Origin of the sequence: Streptosporangium becharense, assembly GCF_014204985.1 — a bacterium.
In the GTDB taxonomy this organism is placed as follows: Bacteria; Actinomycetota; Actinomycetes; order Streptosporangiales; family Streptosporangiaceae; genus Streptosporangium; species Streptosporangium becharense.
The window spans coordinates 5,464,940-5,485,761 of sequence record NZ_JACHMP010000001.1; the positions used below are offsets into that span (position 1 = coordinate 5,464,940).

16 protein-coding genes and 1 tRNA gene are annotated in these 20,822 nt (G+C 71.6%); 5 read left to right on the forward strand and 12 right to left on the reverse strand.

What is annotated here, in order from left to right; genetic code table 11:
* Positions 1–259: 259 nt before the first annotated feature.
* Positions 260–1,561 carry an L-lysine 6-transaminase gene (gene lat, locus F4562_RS23995; protein ID WP_184541039.1) on the forward strand — a complete coding sequence of 434 codons (1,302 nt, stop codon included), beginning with the start codon at positions 260–262 and terminating at the stop codon, positions 1,559–1,561.
* Positions 1,562–1,734: 173 nt separating this feature from the next.
* On the opposite strand, the gene F4562_RS24000 is transcribed toward lat, so the two are convergent.
* The 4 genes from F4562_RS24000 to F4562_RS35200 all read right to left on the reverse strand — a co-directional run bounded on the left by F4562_RS24000 (position 1,735) and on the right by F4562_RS35200 (position 3,739).
* Positions 1,735–2,001, reverse strand: a complete 267-nt coding sequence (locus tag F4562_RS24000; RefSeq protein WP_184541038.1) for a helix-turn-helix domain-containing protein — start codon at positions 1,999–2,001, stop codon at positions 1,735–1,737.
* Positions 2,002–2,148: 147 nt separating this feature from the next.
* Positions 2,149–2,224, reverse strand: a tRNA-His gene (locus F4562_RS24005).
* Between the two features lie 76 nt (positions 2,225–2,300).
* Positions 2,301–2,903, reverse strand: coding sequence for an oligoribonuclease (gene orn / locus F4562_RS24010; protein ID WP_184541037.1), 603 nt, complete (start codon positions 2,901–2,903; stop codon positions 2,301–2,303).
* Between the two features lie 23 nt (positions 2,904–2,926).
* Positions 2,927–3,739, reverse strand: coding sequence for a hypothetical protein (locus tag F4562_RS35200; protein WP_246473537.1), 813 nt, complete (start codon positions 3,737–3,739; stop codon positions 2,927–2,929).
* Between the two features lie 42 nt (positions 3,740–3,781).
* Between F4562_RS35200 and F4562_RS35205 the strand changes: the two genes are divergently transcribed.
* On the forward strand, positions 3,782–4,048 hold the full coding sequence (locus F4562_RS35205) for a hypothetical protein (RefSeq protein ID WP_246473538.1): 267 nt from the start codon (positions 3,782–3,784) through the stop codon (positions 4,046–4,048).
* A 504-nt stretch (positions 4,049–4,552) separates the two neighbouring features.
* Here F4562_RS35205 and F4562_RS24020 read toward each other — a convergent pair.
* The 3 genes from F4562_RS24020 to F4562_RS24030 all read right to left on the reverse strand — a co-directional run bounded on the left by F4562_RS24020 (position 4,553) and on the right by F4562_RS24030 (position 8,589).
* On the reverse strand, positions 4,553–6,049 hold the full coding sequence (locus tag F4562_RS24020; protein WP_184541035.1) for a hypothetical protein: 1,497 nt from the start codon (positions 6,047–6,049) through the stop codon (positions 4,553–4,555).
* A 19-nt stretch (positions 6,050–6,068) separates the two neighbouring features.
* Positions 6,069–7,820 (reverse strand): serine/threonine-protein kinase, encoded by a 1,752-nt coding sequence (locus tag F4562_RS24025; protein ID WP_184541034.1) that lies wholly within the window; start codon positions 7,818–7,820, stop codon positions 6,069–6,071.
* Between the two features lie 124 nt (positions 7,821–7,944).
* On the reverse strand, positions 7,945–8,589 hold the full coding sequence (locus tag F4562_RS24030) for a pyridoxamine 5'-phosphate oxidase family protein (RefSeq protein ID WP_184541033.1): 645 nt from the start codon (positions 8,587–8,589) through the stop codon (positions 7,945–7,947).
* Between the two features lie 69 nt (positions 8,590–8,658).
* Between F4562_RS24030 and F4562_RS24035 the strand changes: the two genes are divergently transcribed.
* The gene (locus tag F4562_RS24035) at positions 8,659–10,215 is read left to right on the forward strand and encodes an aminotransferase-like domain-containing protein (RefSeq protein WP_184541032.1); all 1,557 of its coding nucleotides are present in this window, start codon (positions 8,659–8,661) and stop codon (positions 10,213–10,215) included.
* Here F4562_RS24035 and F4562_RS24040 read toward each other — a convergent pair.
* Entirely contained in the window at positions 10,205–11,287 is a 1,083-nt protein-coding gene (locus F4562_RS24040) for a GNAT family N-acetyltransferase (RefSeq protein WP_184541031.1), read from the reverse strand. The genes F4562_RS24035 and F4562_RS24040 overlap by 11 nt on opposite strands.
* A gap of 267 nt (positions 11,288–11,554) precedes the next feature.
* Here F4562_RS24040 and F4562_RS24045 point away from each other — a divergent pair, with 267 nt between their 5' ends.
* Both F4562_RS24045 and F4562_RS24050 read left to right on the forward strand, forming a co-directional pair.
* Entirely contained in the window at positions 11,555–12,580 is a 1,026-nt protein-coding gene (locus F4562_RS24045; RefSeq protein ID WP_184541030.1) for a phosphotransferase family protein, read from the forward strand.
* A gap of 443 nt (positions 12,581–13,023) precedes the next feature.
* Positions 13,024–14,331: a GH39 family glycosyl hydrolase gene (locus F4562_RS24050; RefSeq protein ID WP_311733954.1), complete on the forward strand. Its 1,308-nt coding sequence runs from the start codon at positions 13,024–13,026 to the stop codon at positions 14,329–14,331.
* Here the strand turns inward: F4562_RS24050 and F4562_RS24055 are convergent.
* The 4 genes from F4562_RS24055 to F4562_RS24070 form a co-directional block, all read right to left on the reverse strand.
* Complete coding sequence (locus tag F4562_RS24055) at positions 14,303–15,583, reverse strand: DUF418 domain-containing protein (protein WP_184541028.1); 1,281 nt, start codon at positions 15,581–15,583, stop codon at positions 14,303–14,305. The genes F4562_RS24050 and F4562_RS24055 overlap by 29 nt on opposite strands.
* 110 nt (positions 15,584–15,693) lie before the next feature.
* On the reverse strand, positions 15,694–18,495 hold the full coding sequence (locus F4562_RS24060) for a hypothetical protein (protein ID WP_184541027.1): 2,802 nt from the start codon (positions 18,493–18,495) through the stop codon (positions 15,694–15,696).
* 583 nt (positions 18,496–19,078) lie between these two features.
* Positions 19,079–19,882, reverse strand: coding sequence for a polysaccharide deacetylase family protein (locus F4562_RS24065; RefSeq protein ID WP_184541026.1), 804 nt, complete (start codon positions 19,880–19,882; stop codon positions 19,079–19,081).
* Complete coding sequence (locus F4562_RS24070; RefSeq protein ID WP_184541025.1) at positions 19,879–20,820, reverse strand: glycosyltransferase family 2 protein; 942 nt, start codon at positions 20,818–20,820, stop codon at positions 19,879–19,881. The genes F4562_RS24065 and F4562_RS24070 overlap by 4 nt, the downstream gene beginning before the upstream one ends.
* Positions 20,821–20,822 lie beyond the last annotated feature (2 nt).

Genomic DNA, 20,822 nt, shown 5'->3' on the forward strand with positions numbered 1-20,822 from the left:
CGGGTGCCGGATGTCCGCCTTGTGCGGGTGCCTGGCATCCGCGTCGCGTCGTATGCGCGACTGACGCCCGGCTTCCCGCGGTCTCGCGCCGTGCGGGTTCCGACGCCCGGCCCGTGACCATGGGCCGGGTGGTCCCGCATGTGCGTGTCGGACATCTATCGCAGGAAAATATTCACAATAACTGGACTTAAAGCGTAATGTCTCCGTGTTAGCACGCGAAAGACGGGGGATCATCTGCCCGACTCGCTGTGGAGGGGACATGGACGTGCACGGCCGTCTCGCTCGTCATCTGCTCGTCGACGGTTACCGGCTGGTGCTGGACCTCGATCGGAGCCGGGGCTCCCGGCTCGTCGACGCCCACACCGGCCGGAGCTATCTGGACTTCTACACCTTCTTCGCCTCCGCGCCGCTCGGCGTGAACCCGTTCGACGACGACCCGGAGTTCCTGGCGCTGCTCGGCCGGGTCGCCGCCAACAAGCCGGCCAACTCCGACCTCTACACCGGCCACCTGGCCGAGTTCGTCGAGACGTTCGTCCGGGTGCTGGGTGATCCCGAGCTGCCGCACCTGTTCTTCGTGGAGGGCGGCGCACTGGCCGTGGAGAACGCGCTGAAGTGCGCCTTCGACTGGAAGAGCCGCCGCAACGCCGCGGCCGGCCGCTCGCCGGAGCTGGGCACCCGGGTGCTCCACCTCACCCGTGCCTTCCACGGGCGTAGCGGTTACACCCTCTCGCTGACCAACACCGACCCGGTCAAGACCGACCGCTTCCCGAAGTTCGACTGGCCCAGGATCGAGGTTCCGGCGATCCACTTCGGCGACGTCGAGGCCGCCGAGGAGCGGGCCCTGGCCGCCGCACGGGCGGCCTTCGAACGCCACCCGCACGACATCGCCTGCTTCATCGCCGAGCCCATCCAGGGGGAGGGGGGTGACAACCACATGCGGGCCGAGTTCCTGCTCGCGATGGAGCGGCTCTGCCACGAGCACGACGCGCTTGTCGTCATGGACGAGGTGCAGACCGGCGGCGGGACCACCGGCACCCCCTGGGCGTACCAGCAGCTGGGCCTGCACCCCGACATCGTGGCCTTCGCCAAGAAGATCCAGGTCGGCGGGGTGATGGCCGGACGCAGAGTCGACGAGGTGCCCGGCAACGTCTTCCAGGTCAGCGGCAGGATCAACTCCACCTGGGGAGGCGGGCTGGTCGACATGGTCCGCTCACGCCGGATGTTGGAGATCGTGGAGCGCGACGGCCTGATCCCGCGGGCGGGCAGGCTCGGCACCGAGCTTCTCACCGGTCTGCTGGGGCTTCAGGAGCGCTTCCCCGACCTGGTGGAGAACGCCCGGGGACGCGGCCTGATGTGCGCCTTCGACCTGCCGGACGCCGTCGAGCGTGATCTGCTGGTGGCCCGGCTCAGGGAGGATGAGGGCGTGCTGGCCCTACCGTGCGGCGAGCGGTCGGTACGGCTGCGTCCCGCGCTGTCGGTCACCTCCGACGAACTGTCGGAGGGCGTCGCCGCCATCGGCCGCGTCCTGACGGCATTCCGCGACCTGCGCCTTTCGGCCTAGCCGCCGCACCCCGGCCCCGCCCCGGTTCGGGCAGTCATCCCTGACTTCCGCGTCCAGGTCCCGGTCCGGGCGTCCGGCTCGGCCGCCGCGTCCAGGCGCCGCCTCGCCGGCCCCGCCCTGGTCTCCGCGTCCAGGCCCCGGTTCCGGTCCGCCTCGCCGGCCCGTGACCGGGGTCAGGCGCAGGGTCGGTGGTCGGGTGGTTTCTCCCCGGACACCCGCTTCAGCCACACGCCGATCGCGGTGCCCCGGCAGTCGGCGCCAAGCTTGGCGTAGATGCGGTTGACGTGGTTCTTCACGGTCTTCTCGCTCAGGAACAGGTGCTGGGCTATCTGCCCGTTGGAACGACCGGCCGCGATCAACTCCATGACTTCGGTCTCCCGCCTGCTCAGGCGGGCCACGACTTTCGGGTCCGCGTCGAACGGGACGTCGTCGACTCTCATCCGGCCTCCGTGGTTGCAACACGGTCAGGTCGCCGAACCCCCGAGCTCACGGCGTAGCGATAGCTGCGAGCATAACCCGCGATATCCGTTTTTGGTGGATGAGGTGACAACGCAGAACGGCCGGTCCGTGAGGACCGGCCGTTCCCGTGGGGTGAGTGAAGGGACTTGAACCCTCGACATCCAGGACCACAACCTGGCGCTCTGCCAACTGAGCTACACCCACCATCGCCGCCGCAGCAGCACATGAAAAGTGTAGCGGGCTTTGGGAGTCGTTTCGCACCTGGTTTTCGGCGAGCCGCTCACACTGTGCCGGTAATCACACTCTCGGCGATGCCCCGGGCGGTGACGGAGTCGGGGCCCGGCTGGGGTACGAAGATCGCCGCACGGTAGTAGCGCAGCTCACGGATGCTCTCGACGATGTCGGCCAGCGCCCGGTGACCCCCCTGCTTCTCGGGCGAGGCGAAGTAGACCCGCGGGTACCACCGCCGGGCCAGTTCCTTGACCGACGACACGTCGATCATCCGGTAGTGCAGGAACGCGTCCACTGCGGGCATGTCGCGTGAGAGGAACGAACGGTCCGTGGCGATGGAGTTGCCGCACAACGGGGCCCGCTTCGGTTCCGGGATGTGACGGCTGATGTAGCCCAGGACCATCGACTCGGCCTCGGCCAGCGTCACGCCTGCGGCCAGCGCCTCCAGCAGGCCGGAGGCGGTGTGCATCTCACGCACCACGTCCGACATCTGCTCCAGCGACTCGGGCGGAGGCTTGATCACCACGTCCACGCCCTCGTCAAGCTGGTTCAGCTCGCCGTCGGTGACCACGCAGGCCACCTCGACGAGGGCGTCACGGCCGAGGTCGAGCCCGGTCATCTCACAGTCGATCCAGACCAGCAGGTCACTCATAGCCTTCAGGGTAGTCCTCCTCCTCAGGAGAGCTTCAGGGACTTGATGACCTGGTCGGCGACCGACAGGCCCAGATTGTCCGGTACGGAGACGTAGGCCAGCGCCGGGGTGGCTCCCGCGCCGCGGTCCACGATCACGAACGCCGCTCGTTCCCGCTTCCACTTCCAGCCGTTGGCCGCGGACTGCTCGGAGAAGTCGAGATCGATCATGAGGAGCCAGGCGTCTCTGCCGCCCACCTTGATGGCCTTGTCCTCGACGATCTTCCGCTGGTGCGGCGGGCTGTAGAAGGCGGGTTCGACCACCTGCAGCAACGTCGCGGCGGTCGAACGCATGCTCGCGGGGCCGTTGTAGCCGTACGCGGTCGGCAGTTCACCGGTGAAGACGTTGCCCAGCCAGTCGTTGCCCTGGCCGTCGAAGTCGCTCTGCGCGACGGCCACGACCCCGCTGGTCCACTTGATGCCGAGCGAGCCGCCGAGATTCGCCGGAACCCGCCACGAGCCGCCGGGGACCTCGAAGGACAGCCCGGTCACCGGGTCGGTGACGCGACCGTCCTGCGGCTGGGGCGCCGCGCCGGAACTCGGCTGCTGCGAGGGAGTCCCCTCCGGGGTCGGCGGCGCCGAGGGCCGGCGGCTCAGCGTGGGAACAGGGGCGGGCAACCCGGTGGGGCCGCCCGCGTTGTCCGTACGGTTGACGTCGACCAGGTAGATCACGCCGATCAGGACCACGACGGCCAGGACCAGCGCACCGCTGCCGCCCAGGATCCACGGCAGCGGGCTGTTCCTGCGGGGCGGGGGGCCGGCGGGGTAACCGCCGAACTGCGGGGAGGGCAACTGCATGGTGACGCCGCCCTGCCCGGCACCCCACTGTGGCTGAGCACCGTGCGGGGGCGGGCCGCTCCACTGTGGCTGACCGGCACCCTGGCCCTGCGGCCCACCACCGGGGCCCGGGTCCTGTGGGCTGGCCCACTGTGGCTGACCGGCACCCGGCTCCTGGGGTCCGCCACCGGGGCCCGGGTCCTGTGGGCTGGCCCACTGTGGCTGACCGGCACCCGGCTCCTGGGGTCCGCCACCGGGGCCCGGGTCCTGTGGGCTGGCCCACTGTGGCTGACCGGCACCCGGCTCCTGGGGTCCGCCACCGGGGCCTGAGTTCTGCGGGCCGGTCCACCGGGGCTGCTCCGCATCCGAACCCTGCGGGCCGGTCCACCGGGGTTGTTCCGTGCCGGGCCCCTGCGGGCCGCTCTCCTGCGGCTGCTCCGCGTCTGAGTCCCCGTGCCGGACGGCGGGCCCGTCACCCCCCGCCGCAGGGTCGCCGGGTGCGGCCGGATCGTCGAACCCCGCCTGGTTACCGGGGGCCGTCGAGCCGCCGGGTGCGGCCGGGCCGCCGGATCCCGGAATCGGATCCGCCTGCTGAGGGGCGGTCTCCGCAGGCTGCGGTTGGAGGAGGACGGAGCCCGTCTGCGGCCCCTGGGACGCCGTCTGCCCCGCGAGGGATTCCATCGCGTGGGTGGCATCGGTCCACTGGCTCCCGTCCCACCACCGCAGATGTGGTGAGCCGTAGGGGTCGGGATACCAGCCGGATGGGGTCTGCGTGGTCATGGCCGTCAGAGTAGTGAGAACCGCCTGGCGGTGCATCGCGGGGCCGGCGGGACGTCATGAACACCGGTAGGTGAAGCTCGTCCTGTCCTGGAGCTTCTTCCCCACGGGCAGCGGGGAGACCAGTTCCAGGGTGGCGGTGCCCCGGAAGCTCCCCTCGCCCTTGACCGTCCACTCCAGGGTCACCCGGTGCGAGGTCGTTCCGGGCGGGATCCGGTCACTCTGCTCGATCGGCTCCTCGCGGTCGCTCCGCCTCCACCGGTAGCGGATCTCGCCCGCGGAACCGTTCGTTGAGAACACGCCGGTGATCTTGACGGTCGTGTCGCATCCCTGGGTCTTCTTCGGCGCGCGCGCGTCGACCTTCGTCACCTCCAGCGACGCGGCGGGATCACGGAACAACCACACCGCCACCCCGGCCACGACCATCAGCGACAGGATCACCGCGGAGAGGGCCGTACGGCCGCGGCGGCGGGCGGGAGAGAGGGAGGGTGGGCGGGCGGCGGCTCTCCTGAGCCGGTCACCGGCCAGTTCGGTCTCCTGCTGTCCCCGGCCGGCCCGCCACACCTGGGCGGCGGTGGTGTCCGGCGGCACCCCGGGGCCGAAGCGCAGTGCCACGTCCTCGGCGCGGGGCTCGCCGGCCGCGGGGACACGGAGCATCGTGACGACCTCACCCTCGTCACGGCCCGACGGCGTGGAGGCCGCCGGGCTCGTCCAGCCGGAGGCGGAGGCAGCCGGACTCGTCCGGGCGGGCGTGGAGACCGTCGGGTTCGCCCAGGCGGGCGGGGAGGCCGCCGGGTTCGCCGCACCGGGGGTGGCGTACGCCGACCACAGGCGCACGGTCTCGGCGAGGCCGGCGTGCCCGGTGAGGCCGGGCGGCTGCCGGTCCAGTCCGGAGAGCAGGGTGTCGCGGGCCGTGGCGAGGCCGTGCAGGGAGGCCGTCGCCGCCACCCGCTCGAACAGGGCGGCGGTCTGTGGTTCGCCGGCGGCCCAGGTCGCTGCCAGGCCGCGGGCCAGCGACGCCCAGGCCGCCACGTCACGCTCCGGCGCCGGCGGGCGGCCGAACAGCGCGTCGGTCAGGCCCCGCTTGGCGAGCAGCGCCGACCCGTCCGCGGCGATCACCACATTGCCGGGATGCAGCTCCCCGTGGGTCAGCCCGGCGGCGTGCACGGCCAGCAGCGTCCGTGCGGTCTCCATCAGGACGGCGGCCGCGCCGTCCGCGCCGGGTCCGTCGGACCCGGGGACGCCGGACAGCAGGTCGCCCACGGTCGGCCCGGCCGGCGCGGCGGTGAGCAGCCACACCTCACCCTGGGCCGTGACCAGGTCGGCGACGGGGAGCAGGCCGGTCAGGCCGTCCCGGGCGAGCCCGCGGTCGGTGAGCACGGCGGCGACCAGCCGCTCGCGCGCCGCGGCGTCGGTGACCAGCCCCGGCTCGAACCTCAGCACGCCGCCCGGCTGCCCGCCGGGCGTCACGGCGGAGGACCAGGTGCCCAGGTCGTCGGCCCACACGCGGCCCGCCAGCCGGAATCCGGCCACGTCCTGCCGCCCAACGCTCATCGTGGCCTCGTTCCTCCGTCTACCGCCGTCTGCGGTGCCGTCCCGTCACGCCGCGCTTGACGGCCAGTGTGAACGGTACGGTACCGCTCGTCACCAGCCCCAGCGCGAGGAGCGTGGCGGGGGCCGTCTCCACGGGGGGCGTGGCCGGGCCGATGGTCAGGCGCGGCTCCTGGGGGGTGCCCTGCGTCGGCTCGGGGCGGTCGGAGGTGGGAGGGTCGCCGGGCACGGTGGGCGCCGTCGTCGGCTCGTTCGCCGTCCTGGTGGGCGCCGCCGTCGGCGCGGACGACGGGCTGTCTGCCGGGGAGTCCGGTCGGTCGATGACGGAACTGTCCTCCGACGAGGGGGTGGGCGACGGCTCGGCAGTGGGCCGCGTCGTCGGACGGGCGGTCGGCCGGGTGGTCGGTCGCGTGGTGGGCTTCTTGGTGGGTGTGCGCGAGGCCGTGGGCGTCGGGGTGGACCTGGCCGCGGTCGGCGCGACCGTGGGGACGGTGGCGGGGGCGGTGGTCGAGGGGCTCTCGGTGGGGCTCTTGGTGGGGGTGTCCTCCGCCGACGGTGTCTCCTCGGGTTCCTCGGTCTCGTCCACGGGGAGGGCCGGGTCGTCCAGCAGGATCTCCGACGGGGTGGGATCCTGCGTGCTGACGGAGCTCTGCGACCGGGCCTCCGTGGCGCCGCCGACATTGATCAGGGCCGCGGTCACGCCGCCGATCACCGCGATGCAGCCGATGGCGGCGAGGATCTTGATGCCCAGCCTGCCGAACGGTGGGTCCCTGTCGTCGAGGTCCAGGTCCAGGTCGGATTGCGTGTCCGAGCGGGTGCCGGATCGTGTGTCCGAGCGGGTGCCGGAGCCGAGGTCGGTCCGGGCGAGTGAGGTGTCGGCCCGCGGAGCGGGCGAGTCCAGCGGGAAGAACGGCGCCAGCAGCGTGGCCATCGAGGCCAGGCGGCGCAGGCCCCGGCGTTGCCAGTCGGGCCCGTAGGCGTCGGCGGCGACGGCCTCCAGTTCGGTGAGGAAGGCGGTGGCGGTCGGCGGCCGGTCCGCGGGATGCTTGGCCAGGCCGCGCTCGATCAGCCCCTGGAGCGCCGGCGGCACCTCCTCGACGGGCGGCGGCATGCTCTGGTGCTGGCGGGTCAGCGCGGCGATGTTCGTGGCGCGGAAGGGGCGGGTGCCCGTCAGGCACTCGAAGAAGACGACGGTCGCGGCGTAGACGTCGGTGGCCGGGCCGGCCGGGCCGCCCAGCCACTGCTCGGGGGCCATGTACGGCGGGGTGCCCGCGGGGGCGTCGCCGTCACCGGAGCGCAACGCGATGCCGAAGTCGACGAGCTTGCTCGTCCCGTCGGCGTCCACCATCACGTTCTCGGGCTTGAAGTCGCGGTGCACGACGCCGGCCGCGTGCGCGGCGGCCAGCCCCAGCAGCGAGCCCTTCAGCACGGCCAGCGCCGCCTCGGGGCCGGTCGGCCCCTCCGAGCGCAGCAGCGACCGCAGGGCGACGCCGTTGACCAGTTCCATCACGATGGCGGCGCCGGCGCCCGACTCGACGTAGTCGTACAGCTGCACGGTATGCGGGCCGCTCAGCGTGTGCAGCAGCCGCGCCTCGTGCCGGAAGCGCGCGACGAACCCGACGTCGCTCCGCAGCTCGTCGGACAGATACTTGATCGCCACCAGGACGCCGTCGGCGTCGTGCCGCGCCATCACCACCCGTCCGGCCGCGCCGGCGCCCAGCTCGCGGACCTCGCTGTAACCGGGGACCCGCCAGGCGGATGACGTGCCGTGCATAACGGTCTCCTCTTGTCTGGGCCCCCACCCGCGAAAGACGGACCGTAGCTTAGCGATAGATCATTAAATTCCGCTCATTAATCACAAATTGGTCTCGTGTGTGAGGTCGGTCACCGGAGGGGTCCTATCGCGCCGGCGCGGTCCGCGACGCGATGTGCGCGGGCACCGGCAGCTCCGCCGTCATGGTGGGGTCGGGTTCCGGAGCCCCCCACACCTGGTGGAGCGGGAGGACACCGGCCCAGATCGGCAGCGCGCGGTCCTCCTCGTCGTCGTTCGGAGGACCCTGGCGCACCTTCACCGACGCCTCGGCGAGCGACAGGGCGAGCACGGTGGTCGCGGCGAGCTCCTTGCGGGTCGGCTTGCGGGCGACGTCCCACTGGCCGGGGGCGAGCTGTTCGGTGATCGCCCGCAGACCGGCCAGGCACTCCTCGGGGTCCTCCACCCGGCGCGGCCGGCCGTAGATCATGGCTGAGCGGTAGTTGAGCGAGTGACTGAAGACCGACCTGGCCAGCACGATCCCGTCCAGGTGCGTCACCGTGACGCAGACCTCGCCCGTGTTCCGCAGGGAGGCGGCGCCGGTGGAGCCGTGCAGGTAGAGGGTGTCGTCGATCCGGCCGTAGCAGGTGGGCACGACCATGGGAGAGCCGTCCGCCACGACGCCCAGATGGCAGACCATCCCGGCGTCCAGCACCGCGTACAGGTCCTCGCGGCGGCTGAGGGCCCGGTGCTTGGAACGGCCGAGCGTGGTGCGGGGAGTCGTAGAGAGCATGGTCCATAACGTAGAAAAGAAGTGGATACTTAATACACGGCCACTTTCAACCTGTTTCAGGAGACCACTTTGTCGCGCCACTCCGTCGACCTCCCGCTGTCGGTGGACCGTGCGGCCGGTACGGCCCTGTGCGTCCAGCTCGGCGACCGCCTGCGGACGGCCATGCGTGACGGCACCCTCAAGCCGGGGGAGCGGTTGCCCTCCACCAGGGCACTCGCCCGCCAGCTGGCGGTCAGCCGTACCGTCGTCACGGAGGCGTACCAGCAGCTGTACGCGGAGGGCTGGCTCGACGGCCGGCACGGTTCCGGCACCTACGTGGCCGACATGGTGGTCCACCTGCCGCCGACCGGACCGGCTCCCGGGGTGGCTTTCGGACCGGCTTCCGGGTCGCCTCCCGGACCGGCTCCCGGGGCGGCCGCCCTCTCGCCGGGGGGCCGGGACGGATCCGCGGACGGGTGCCCGGTGTCCCGTCCCGGCGGGGACGCGGCGCCGGGTGGTGCCGGCGGAGTCCGGACCTCCGCGCGGTCCCGGCCGGTGGAGGCCGTGCGGGGGGCGGAGGGAGTGGTCGACCTGCGTCCAGGGCAGCCGTGGGTCCTCGACTACGACCGGGCGGCCTGGCGCAGGGCCTGGCGCGGTGCTGCGGACCTGCCGCCGGCGGCGGACCCCGACCCCTACGGCCTTCCGCGGCTGCGGACGGCCCTGGCCGAACATCTCCGCAGAACCAGGGCGATCCCCGTCGGGCCCGAGAACGTCATGATCACTCGGGGGACCGGGAACGGCCTCGACCTCGTCGCCGCCACCCTCCTGCGGCCCGGCGACCGGGCGGGCGTGGAGGAGCCCGGTTACCGCGTCGCCAGGAACGCCTTCGCCGGACGCGGTGCGCAGGTCGTGCCCTGTCCGGTCGACGAGGACGGTGTCGTCGTCGACGACCTCCCCGCTGACCTGCGCCTGCTGTACACCACCCCCGCGCACCAGTTCCCCCTGGGCGGGCGCCTGCCGGTCCCGCGGCGGGAGCGGCTCCTGGCCTGGGCCCGTGCCACCGGGGCGGTCGTCGTGGAGGACGACTACGACGCCGAGTTCCGCTACGACGTGGCCCCGCTGCCCGCCCTGTACGGCATCGACCCCGGGCGGGTCGTGCTGCTGGGCAGCCTGAGCAAGGCCCTGACGCCCGACATCGGCGTCGGCTGGCTGGTGGCCCCGCCGAGCCTGCTCGCCGCCGTCGCCCTGACCAGGGACGATCTGGCCGACCGGACGAGTGGCCCTGCTCAGCAGGCGGTCGCCGTGCTGCTGGAACGGGGGGATCTGGACCGGCATCTGCGCCGCATGAGGTTGGAGTACGCCAGACGCCGCGCCGCGGTCGTCGACATCCTCGGGGACCGGGTCACCGGCGACACCGCCGGGCTGCACGTCATGGTGGAGCTTCCCGAGCACGAGGTCGGGCCCCTGGTCGAGGCCGCCCGGCGGCGCGGGGTGCTGCTGGACTCGCTGGCCCGCCACCACCACGGGCCGCAGCGCAGGCACGGCCTCGTGCTCGGCTACGGCTCCGCCTCGCTGGCGGACCTCAGACGCGGGGTCGCGACGGTCGCCGGGCTGATCGGCCGGCCGTCGCCCCCGCTCAGGACATGATCGTTGTGCGCAGGCGGCCGTACGTCTTCAGGGCCCGGTCGGCGGTGGTCCGCAGCATCGGATGGGCGAGGACCGTGCCGCGCGCCTTGCGGACCGGGACCCGGAGCATCCAGTGCACCCCGGCGCCGGCGCTGGGCCGGGCGACGCGGCCCTCGGCCACCTCGTACTCGCCGTTCTTGAGCTTCTCCTTGTACTCCTTCTCGCCGCGGCCCATGTCGATGACCTGGATGCCGGTCGCGGCGGCCTTCTCGGCCATGGCCAGGTGGTGGATCAGGCCGGGGGAGTACTTGGCGTACGCGGTGTCGTAGGCGGGGAACCAGCCCGCGAGCGTGGTGCCGGTGCGCAGCCCGAAGTGGCCGGCGACGGGCCGGTCGTCGACGTAGAGCATGTCGAGGACCCCGCCGAAGTGCTCGTTGTCGGTGGCGAGCAGCCGCTCGACCAGCTTCACGATCCACGGCCGGGCGAAACGGTCGGTCCGGCCGGTGCGGCGGTACTGCTCGGTCTTCCAGCCCAGGAGGGTGCGCAGCGGCGCCAGGTCCTTGATGCCGTACTCGTGCCGGACGGGGCCGACGTCACGCTGCAGCTTGCGGCTCTTGTACGCCGTCGAGCGGTAGGTCTTGCCGGAGTTGACCTTGACCGTCTCGATGTAGGACTCGAAGCCGTCACGCAGGTCGATGATCGGTGAGGGGTGCCGGCTGTGCCCCGCCTGGAGCAGCGGCTGGCCGGGAGCCAGGTGGTCGAACTCGAAGACTGCCAGACCACAGGCCTTGATCAACCAGTGCGGGTCGATCTCCACGTCCTTGGCGTGGACGAGCCCCTGCGCGTCGGTCAACCCCGCCGCCACCGGCATGCCGATGCCCATCGGATGCCGTTCGAACGGGAAGAACCCTACGGTGTCCGGCCCATCGTGCAGCACCGCCACCCGGACGCGTTCTTGGAGCGCGCCAACGGTGGTCGTGAACTCGGGCGACAGGAACGGACTGTCGAAGACGGGGTTGGAAGCCTGCAGTGCCCTCCACCGGTCGATGTCGGTCTTGCCGAGGTCTCGGGGTTGAACGATTGAGACGCGCATGAGCTCCTACTGGGGTGTGCGGCTTCCCCTACGACGCCCCGGACGGGGAGGGACACCGTAAGCCCAAGCATGCTGGGAGACACGTAATGTAACGATAAAGGAAGGGGAAGGGCCAGAGCCCGGAGTCGGCGTAAAGTTTCGCGGCCACGTCCGGCCATGTTCCGTCATTAGCGGTATGTCTCCCTTAACCCATACCTTTCCCATCTTCATCCGCTCCTGCCACTCCTGCTGGCGCCCCAAACCCGAGTGGCGTTCTAATTGGTGGCCATGAGCATCCCTGGGATCGACCGGGTCCGCCTGACCGCATGGATGGCCGCCAACGTCCCCGACGCCGGGGAGCCGACCGGCGTCTCCCTGATCGCGGGCGGCAGGTCCAATCTCACCTACGTCGTGGAGACCCCGGAGCGCCGCCTGGTGCTCCGCCGCCCGCCGCTGGGCCACGTGCTGCCGACCGCCCACGACATGGGGCGTGAATGGCGGGTGATCTCAGCCCTCGCACCCACCCCGGTTCCCGTCCCCGAGCCCGTCGCCTTCTGCGGTGACCCGGACGTCATCGGGGCACCGTTCTACCTCATGGCGCACGTGGACGGCGTCGCGGTGCGGAGCCGGCAGGACGCCGCGCGGCTCTCCCCCGAGCAGGCCCGCAGGCTCTCCGAGCGCCTGGCCGAGGTGCTCGCCGCGATCCACGCGGTCGACTACGAGGCGGCCGGGCTGGGCGGCTTCGGGCGTCCGGAGGGGTACCTGGCCCGCCAGTTGGAACGCTGGGGCCAGCAGTGGGAGCGGTCGAAGACCGCCGAGCTGCCCGAGTACGACCGGCTGGCGGCCCGGCTGCGCGAGCGGCTGCCCGCCCGGTCCGCGGCCACGCTGGTCCACGGGGACTACCGGCTGGACAACACGCTGGTCGAGATCTCCGCCGCCCCGGACATCCTCGCCGTCGTCGACTGGGAGATGTCCACCCTCGGCGACCCGCTCGCCGACCTGGGCCTGACCCTCACCTACTGGCAGGACCCCGGCGACCTGGAACGCGCCTCGATCCCGGTCGCGGCGGGCGTCACCGTCACCCCCGGGTTCCTCACGGCCCGGGAGTTCGCCGCCCACTACGCCGAGATCTCCGGCGCCGACCTGTCCGACCTGGACTTCTACCTGGCGTTCGGGAACTTCAAGCTCGCGGTGATCATCGAGGGCATCCACGCCAGGTTCAAGCAGGGCAAGACCGTGGGGGAGGGGTTCGAGGACATCGGCGCGGCGGTTCCCACCCTCGTCGAGCGGGCTCACCGGGTGCTCGACGGCTGAGCGGCCCGCCGCGGACCACTGCGGACCGCCCGAACCACCGCGGCCCGCCGCAGACCGCCCGGACCACCGGAGACCGCCCGGACCACTGCGGTCCGCTTGAACAGTGGCGGTCTGCCCGAACCAGTGCGAACCAGTGCGGACCACCGCGAACCACCACCGGGCGGGAAGCCGGGCGGCCCCGGCGGCAGGGGTAGGAAGGGGTGCGAAGCAGGCCGAAAACTGCGGTAGAAGTTTCAAGCGATCTGCAAGTCGCCCTTCCTAGGCTGGAACGCGCGGCGGGTAACACTTGCCTGTGAACCGTGCCCCGGGCACGGTATCCGGCGCCGTTACTGTGGAACGCTACATTGGATGACCTGCGAAGATTGAGGAACCCGGTGATACCCACTAACGGACGGCACCAGCGGCGACGCCCGGCCTGGCCGATCGCCCTCGCGGCGACGGCTGTGACGGTGGTTCTCCTGGTGGGAATCATCGTCTTCGCCGGCAGACCGGACATTCCTCGCGGACAGGTCGTGACGATTCCCCCGCCGCAGCCGGCACCCGTGCTGGAGGCACCGCCCGTCGTCGACGCCTGGCCGCGCTGGGGCATCACCCACACCGAGTTCAGCGCCGACAACGCCACCAGCGAGGTCAGCGGGGCCGCCGCGCACGTCCTCGGCCGGGTCCCGATGCTGCAGAACCAGCACATCATGGGCTGGGGTGCGGACAACCCCGAACCCGTGGCGGGCAAGTACAACTTCCGCGACCTCGACAGCCGCCTCCAGTTCATGGCGCAGGCCAAGGCCGTTCCCATCATCACGCTCTGCTGCGCACCCGACTGGATGAAGGGCGGCACCTCGGGCCGGACCGACTGGGCGGAGCTGGAGACCGCGCCTCGCCGCGAGCACTTCGACGCCTACGCCAAGCTCGCCGCGACGGTCGCCAAGCGCTACCCCACCGTCAAGCACTACATGGTCTGGAACGAGCTCAAGGGCTTCTGGAACACCGCCCAGAACCGGTGGGACATCGAGGGCTACACCGAGCTGTACAACAAGGTCTACACCGCTCTCAAGGCCGTGAACAAGGACATCAAGGTCGGCGGGCCGTACGTCTCGGTCGGCAGCAGCCCCCCGGCGGAGGGCAGGACCTCCGAGGTCAAGGGCGCCTGGGGAGTCGTCGACCAGCGTGACCTCGACGCCGTCTCCTACTGGATCAAGAACAAGAAGGGTGCCGACTTCATCATCGTCGACGGCGCCTCGGTCACCAAGGAGGCCGGCGCCTACCCCGACGAGTTCACCGCCCTCGGCAAGTTCAGCGCTCTCACCACCTGGCTCAGGGAGAAGAGCGGCGGCCTGCCGGTCTGGTGGGCCGAGTGGTACGTCGAGCCGAACAGCAGAGACTGGGCCGAAGACCGTCGCATCGCCGTCCAGACGGCCGCGATGATGGAGTTCGCCGCCAGCGGCGCCGCCACCTCGCTCTACTGGAGCCCGCAGCGCAAGGACGCCGACGAGTGCCAGGGCTGCCTGTGGAACCCCGAGACCGGCGCCGAGCTGCCCATGGCGGGCATCATGAGCGGCTTCACCAAGTGGTTCCCCGCCGACGTCGCGCTGGAGACGGTCACCTCCTCCGACACCAGGGTCAAGGTCCTCGCCCAGGCGCGCCAGCTCGTGATGGTCAACACCGCCGACACGGCCGTGACCACCACGGTGGACGGCAAGCAGTTCCAGCTCAAGGCGTACGAGGTCAAGTGGAGCGCGCGCGGCGGCGCCTGACGCCGGGGAGCGCCGTGTGGCGCGGAGGGCGGACGAAGGCGGGCCTGCGTCCGTTGGTGAGCCAGCGCAGCCACCACTCCACGGGCCCGTAGCGGTACCGGGCGAGCCACAGGCGGCTGTAGGCGGCCTGTGCCGCGAACAGGAGGAACCCGATCGACACCACGGGCAGCGGGCTGAGCGTCTCCACGAGGCTCAGCCCGTAGCCGGTGAAGATCAGCGAGCAGATCAGCGACTGGGCCAGGTAGTTGGTCAACGCCATCCGTCCGGGAGGCGCGAACAGCGCGGCCAGGCGCGGCACCGCCGGCAGCACGCGCAGCAGCGTGGCGGCGTACGCCGCGGCCAGCAGCGGCGAGGTGACCAGGTTCACCGACTGCCCGAGCATGTGGTAGGCGCCGCCGCCGCCCGACCAGGTCGCGTGCGCGTAGACCCCCGCCCCGGCCAGGCCGACGGTGAAGCCCGCCCACTGCAGCCGGCGCAGGACGGCCAGGTGCTCCGATGGGTCGTCACAGAGCAGCCGTCTGTTGCCCACGGCCAGCCCGACCAGGCACGCGGCCAGGACCGTGGGGCACTGGACGAACACCCGGAGCAGGAAGATCCTGCCGAGCTTGTGCACGTGCTCGCTGATGATCATCCCCGCCGAGCCGTGCAACGCGCGGTCGGCCTGCTCGGCCTGCGCGGCGCTTTCGGCCACCGCCCCGAAGGCGTCTCCGCCGCCCGCCATCGCCAGACCGGCCAGCAGCAGCATGCCCGCGGCGAGCGCCGCGGTCAGCGCGACGGCCAGGATCATCGCGGCTCGGGGGGTGAGCCCGCGCAGCACCAGCAGCGCCAGCCCGACCATCGCGTACGTGGCCAGGATGTCGCCGGGGAACAGGAAGATCGCGTGCGCCATGCCCAGCAGGAACAGCCCCGCCAGGCGGCGCAGGAACCTGGGGACGAACGACGCCCCCGCCCGCTGGGCCGAGTCGACCTGGAGGGTGAAGCTGTAACCGAACAGGAAGGCGAAGAGCAGGTAGAACTTGTTCTCGAAGAGCACCGCGACGACCGCGCGCACCTCCCAGTCGAGCAGGGAGGTGAACCAGGGGGTGGCCAGGCCCGCCATCCGGTAGCCGGAGGCGTAGTAGGTGATGTTCACCACCAGGATGCCCAGCAGGGCGAACCCGCGCAGGGCGTCGACGGCGGCGAGCCGCCCCGGGGGCGTGGAAAGTGCGGGAGCCGACGTCTCCTCGACGTCGCGGGGTTCGCCTCTGCGCATCTGACCGTCCTTCGGACCCGTTGCCGGAGGCGTGCGTCCCCCCGGTGAACGGTGAAGAGTATGGCGTGAAGCCGGGGATCACCGGGGGGACTTCGTCGTCGCCGGGGCGGCTACTGGATCTGGTAGCCGATGACGATGAACCGTTCGGCGATCACGCCCACGGCCACCAGGAACGCGGGTACCGCCAGGTAGAGGACGCGCCGCCGCGCTCTGACCGTCCGCTCGGCCCCCCGCAGGTGGAACGCCTCGTAGGTGAACAGCGCGATCCACGTCACCGCCAGGGCGGCCAGGCCGACCGGCGTCCACGGGGACGTCGGGTCGTTGCCGCCGGTCGGCGACCCCCGTTCGGGGATCTCCGCGTTCTTCGGATAGGTCTTCAGCGTGTAGACCGCGGCCTCATCACCGGTGAAGACCCGCTTGAGCTCCTTGTGGGCGTCGAGGGCGGCGCGGAACCGCTGTGCCCAGTCCGCCGGGTAACCGTGGTTGAGCTGGAGGTAGGCCGCCTGCCCGCGGGTGGTCACCAGGAAGGTGTTCGGCGGTGAGACGCGCAGCTTGTCGATCACCGAGGAGAGCTGCTCCGGGTTCTTGTCGACCAGCACCTGCTCGTAGGAGATCTTGTCGAAGTCGCGCTCACCCCACGGGATGATCGGCGTGACCTCCGGGCCGATCAGCGGGACCAGGTAGAGGATGCGGGCGCTCGGGTCGTCGTGGTCGTAGACGTAGTGCATCGCCGCGACCTCGCTGGCCGAGACCCGCTCGAACTGCTCGTTGCCGTAGCGCGCCACCAGGAAGGCCATCGCCAGCACCACGGCGCACCCGGAGGCCAGCAGCAGTGAGATCCGGCGGGTCAGCTGCGGGTTGAAGCGGATGTTGCGCCTGCGGATCGGAACCGTCTCCTCCGAGGCGTCCTCCGTGCCCGCCGGGAGGTTGGGGAAGAAGGCGTACGCGGCCAGGATGCAGGCGCCCGGCAACGCGAACAGGTAGATCCGCAGGCCGATCTCGCCGCCGTAGCTCTGCAGGCCGAGGGCGAGGACGGGGATGCACAGCAGGAGCAGCGCCGCCCGGTCGCCGACGCCGCGCCGCAGGCGGCGCAGCAGGCCCACGGCGGCCAGCGACAGGATGGCGACGAGGATGCCGAGCCGGGCCGACAGGACGAGCGCGTGCTTGGGGTCGCTGCCGTCGATCCGGTCGCCGGTGTTGCTCTGCAGGTTCTCCAGGATCCGGCCCAGGCCGCCGAAGAGCTGGTCGATGTGCCCGCTCCAGAAGGTGACCGTCTGGTAGCTGATCCACGACAGCACCACCAGGCCGAGGAAGAACGGCAACGCCCAGCTCACCGAGGAGCGTCGCAGCAGGATCAGCCCGGTCAGCGCGCCGAGCATCATGAACGGCGTGATCTGGTGCGAGGCCGTCGCGGTGACGAACAGGCCGATCAGCACGATCAGCATGATCGACCGGTCGTAGACGCCGGTCGCGTGCGGCAGTTCGCCCGGGGTCAGCCCGTCCAGCCTGGCCAGCAGCCTCCGGATGCGGCCCTTGGCCGGCATGGGCTTGTCACGCGGCTCGACCTTGCCGAACCAGCGCAGCACGATCGCCACGAAGGCCAGGTAGATCGCGTAGGTGAAGCCCTGCGAGGAGAGGTAGTCCTGGCCGATCCACTGCACGATGACGAACAGCAGCGCGGCGAACCAGCGGGCCCGGGTGGTGGCGACCACCTGGCGCAGGATCACCACGAACGGCAGCAGGTAGAGCAGGTTGGACAGCAGCGGGGTCCACTTCATCAGAAGCGACAGGTCGGTGACCCCGGCCGCCTTCGTCACGAAGGCCACCAGCGCGAAGAACCCCGGCCAGGCGAAGCGGGCGTCGAGGATCGGGGACGCCTCACCGGTGCGGTTGATGTACTCCACGAAGCCCGCGTGCACGTAGGCCGTGGGGAAGCGGGCCTCGTCCTCGATCAGGGCCGCGGCCCCGTGCAGGGCGAAGGTGATCGCGGCGATCTGGAACAACAGCAGGAACTTGCGGTCGGTGTTCTGCGCGACCGTGACGAAGAACGCGACGAGCATCAGGATGATCGCGGCGAACGCGGTGACCGGCAGAGCCGAGATCAGCCCCAGGCCGTCGATCTCCGTCAGGTCGACGCCGCGCAGCGGTCCCGGTGCCGCACGCAGCGCCAGCACGTACATGACCAGGCCCTCGATCGTCAGCAGCGGCGGCAGCCACGTGGCGGCCGACTGCATCAGCGTCGCCCGGCGGGACTGCCTGGCCGGGGCCGGAGCCGGTGCGACCACTCCCTGCGGTCTCGAACCGGCCGGTGAGCCTCCGTAGGCGGCGGGCGGTACAGGTGCGGCCAGTGGGGTCGCCGGGGCCCGTACGGCCTTCTCCGGGCCGCCTGGGACCGCACCGTCACCGGCCCCGGGCCCGGTGTCCGGACGCTTGCCCGGTCCGGCGCCGGATCCGGGGGCCTTCGCCATGCCCGGACCGGCGATCTTCCGGTCGGGCTTCGGCGGCGCCGCGGGAAGGCGCAGCCGCACCGTGGTCTCGTACGTCTCGCCGGTCGCCCCGGCGGAGGCCGCCCCGGAGACCGCGGCCGAGGTGTCGTCCCCGTCGGCGGTGTCGTCCCCGTCGTCCCCGTCGGCGGCGTCACGGGAGTCGTCCGCGCCGGCGTCGCCGCCCGTGACGTGGGCGTCGCCCGCATCCGGGTCGCCCCCGTCACGGGGGGTGCCCTTCCCGGCGGTGCCGTCCTCGGGAGAGGCGTCCGCCTTGCCGGGAGCCCCCTTCTCGTCGGCGCTGCCCGCCTTGCCGGGACCGCCCGCCTTGCCGGGGATCCGGATGGCGGCGGTCCGCTCGGGGTCGCCGTCGCCGGACGCCTCGCCGGACGGGCCTTCCGGCGCCGTGGAGGACGCTTCGGAAGGCACCCCGGAGCGTGCCTCGGAGGGCGTCGGGGCGGCCGTGTTGTCAGCGGACCCGGCCCGTGTACCGTCCGAAGGCACGGGGGTGGTGGAGTCGGTATCCCCGACCTCGGCGGTGCTCGCCGCCTCGGTTGTCACGTCATTACCTGCCCGTTGCCTCACGTCTAACATCATGGCGGCTACGCGGACGTGAGCGTGACAGACGAACGTTCGGATTCGCCACGATCAGGCGTCCCGCGCAGACCGGTGAAAATCGATACGGCGGCCGGAGAGCCGCTCACCGGCGGCGTACGACCGCCGTTCTCCGTTCCCGCCGAAGCGGTGCCGTCCGTCGCGGCGGCACCGTTCCCGCGGGGGAGACGGTGCCCGGTGCCTCCGCCGGGGAACGACGGCGCCTCCGCCGGGGAACACGTGCCGGGCGGCGCCGGGCACGCGGCGGACGGGCCGGCGGCCGGGAGACGACCCGTCCGCGCCTCTTTCCGGCCCGCCGGAACCGGCCGTCCCGGGCGCGGGTGAACCCGCGGACCGGGACGGAGAGCACCGGCCGCCTCCCGGACCGGTCAGGCCCGGGAGGCGGCCGCGATGCCCGTCAGGCCAGCCCGCGAACCCTGCGCAGACCGTACCTGGTGCGCCGGACGACGGCGTAACCCTTCGTCAGAGCGCGTTCCCTCGCGTAGATCAGCGGGATCTGGTTGCCCTCGACGGCCCGGCTGAACATCTTCATCGACGTGCCCTGCGCCACCGTCAGGCGCGGCAGCGCGAGCACGTCGTGCCGGTCGGCGGCGATGGCGTTGTTCACCGCGCAGGCCGCCCAGTAGCCCGCCCTGCGCACCTCGCGGCGCACCCGCGCGCTGGAGTAACCGTACGGGTAGGCCATCGTCGAGACCAGCGACCCGATCTTGTCCTCCAGCAGCGCCTTGTTGCGGCGCAGCTCCTGGCGGAGCTCGTCGTCGCGCAGCTGGTCGAGCTGGGGGTGGCTGTGGCTGTGCCCGCCGATCTCCACCCCGCACGAGACCGCCTCACGGGCCTGGGCCCACGACAACATCGTGTCGAGGGGCCGTCCCGCCGCGTCCTTGCCGGCGTCGCTCACCCACCCGCTGGTCAGGAAGACCGTGGAGGGGAAACCGTGGCGCTCCAGCACCGGCAGCGCCTCGCTGTGGAAGTCGGCGTAGCCGTCGTCGAAGGTCAGCACGATCGGCCGCTCCGGAAGGGAGCGGTCGTTGTTCTTGTGCAGCGTGGCCACCAGGTCGGCCACCGTGAGCGGGGTGAAACCCCGGTCCGCCAGGTAGGCCAGCTGGTCGGCGAAGGCCGAGGGGTGCACCGCCAGCGGCTTCGTCTCGGCGTTGGGCCGGGCGGAGACCGAGTGGTACATCAGGATCGGCACGCGGATCATGAACGCACCCGCTTCAGACGGAGGGAACCGACGACATAACCCCAGGTGGTCCAGGCCAGGCCGACGACGATCGCGCCGGCCCTGCCCAGACCCGACGGGTCGCCCCGCAGGGCGTCCCCGACACCGCGCAGCGCACCCAGCGGCAACGCCTTCAGCGCGTGCGCCCGCTCGCTCGCCAACCCGTCGCCGGCTCCCACGCTCTGCGTGACCAGCGCCTTGGACAGGCCCTCGGCGTAACACCGGGAGCGGAAGTACGCGAACGTGGCGCGGACGGCCGGCACCTTGTGGCCGATCACCGCGCGCGGTTCGAACAGCATGATCGAGCCCGGCATCCGCTGCGACAGCCGGATGCAGAACTCGGTCTCCTCACAGCCCAGCGGGCGAGGCTTGCGTCCCTGGACGCTGCGACCGATACCGGTGTGGAACCCGCCCACGTCGCCGACGAGCTGCCGCCGGAAGGCCGCGTTGCCGCCCATGACGTTGCGGATCGGCGCCCGCTTGGTGGGCATGCCCCGGTAGGTGCAGCCCACGGTCCAGTCGAACTCGTGCGGGTACCAGCCGGGACGGCGCCCGCTCGCCCACAGCGGCCTGGTCAGCCCGCCCACCCCGACGACGGACGGGTCCTGGAAGCCCTCCTCCAGCGCCTCCAGCCAGCCCGGCTCGGCCACAGCGTCGTCGTCCAGGTACGCCACGATGTCGCCGGTGGCGATCGCCGCACCGGTGTTCTTGCCGCCGGACAGCCCCTTCTCCTGGGTGTTCTCCACCACGACCGCGTGGGGGTACTCCCGCTTGAGCCTCAGGTGGAGATCCGGGTTGTAGTCGACGACCAGGATGATCTCGTGTGGCTTGCGCCGCTGGTTCTCGACCGACTCGACGGCTGCGCGGATGTCCTCCCAGCGTTCCTCGGTGTAGACGCAGATGACGACACTGCTCTTCATGG

Excerpts from the sequence above, each read along its gene's own strand:
- lat (WP_184541039.1), top strand. The coding sequence starts at position 260 with ATGGACGTGCACGGCCGTCTCGCTCGTCATCTGCTCGTCGACGGTTAC.
- F4562_RS24000 (WP_184541038.1), bottom strand. The coding sequence starts at position 2,001 with ATGAGAGTCGACGACGTCCCGTTCGACGCGGACCCGAAAGTCGTGGCC.
- orn (WP_184541037.1), bottom strand. The coding sequence starts at position 2,903 with ATGAGTGACCTGCTGGTCTGGATCGACTGTGAGATGACCGGGCTCGAC.
- F4562_RS35200 (WP_246473537.1), bottom strand. The coding sequence starts at position 3,739 with ATGCAGTTGCCCTCCCCGCAGTTCGGCGGTTACCCCGCCGGCCCCCCG.
- F4562_RS24020 (WP_184541035.1), bottom strand. The coding sequence starts at position 6,049 with ATGAGCGTTGGGCGGCAGGACGTGGCCGGATTCCGGCTGGCGGGCCGC.
- F4562_RS24025 (WP_184541034.1), bottom strand. The coding sequence starts at position 7,820 with ATGCACGGCACGTCATCCGCCTGGCGGGTCCCCGGTTACAGCGAGGTC.
- F4562_RS24030 (WP_184541033.1), bottom strand. The coding sequence starts at position 8,589 with ATGCTCTCTACGACTCCCCGCACCACGCTCGGCCGTTCCAAGCACCGG.
- F4562_RS24040 (WP_184541031.1), bottom strand. The coding sequence starts at position 11,287 with ATGCGCGTCTCAATCGTTCAACCCCGAGACCTCGGCAAGACCGACATC.
- F4562_RS24045 (WP_184541030.1), top strand. The coding sequence starts at position 11,555 with ATGAGCATCCCTGGGATCGACCGGGTCCGCCTGACCGCATGGATGGCC.
- F4562_RS24055 (WP_184541028.1), bottom strand. The coding sequence starts at position 15,583 with ATGCGCAGAGGCGAACCCCGCGACGTCGAGGAGACGTCGGCTCCCGCA.
- F4562_RS24065 (WP_184541026.1), bottom strand. The coding sequence starts at position 19,882 with ATGATCCGCGTGCCGATCCTGATGTACCACTCGGTCTCCGCCCGGCCC.
- F4562_RS24070 (WP_184541025.1), bottom strand. The coding sequence starts at position 20,820 with ATGAAGAGCAGTGTCGTCATCTGCGTCTACACCGAGGAACGCTGGGAG.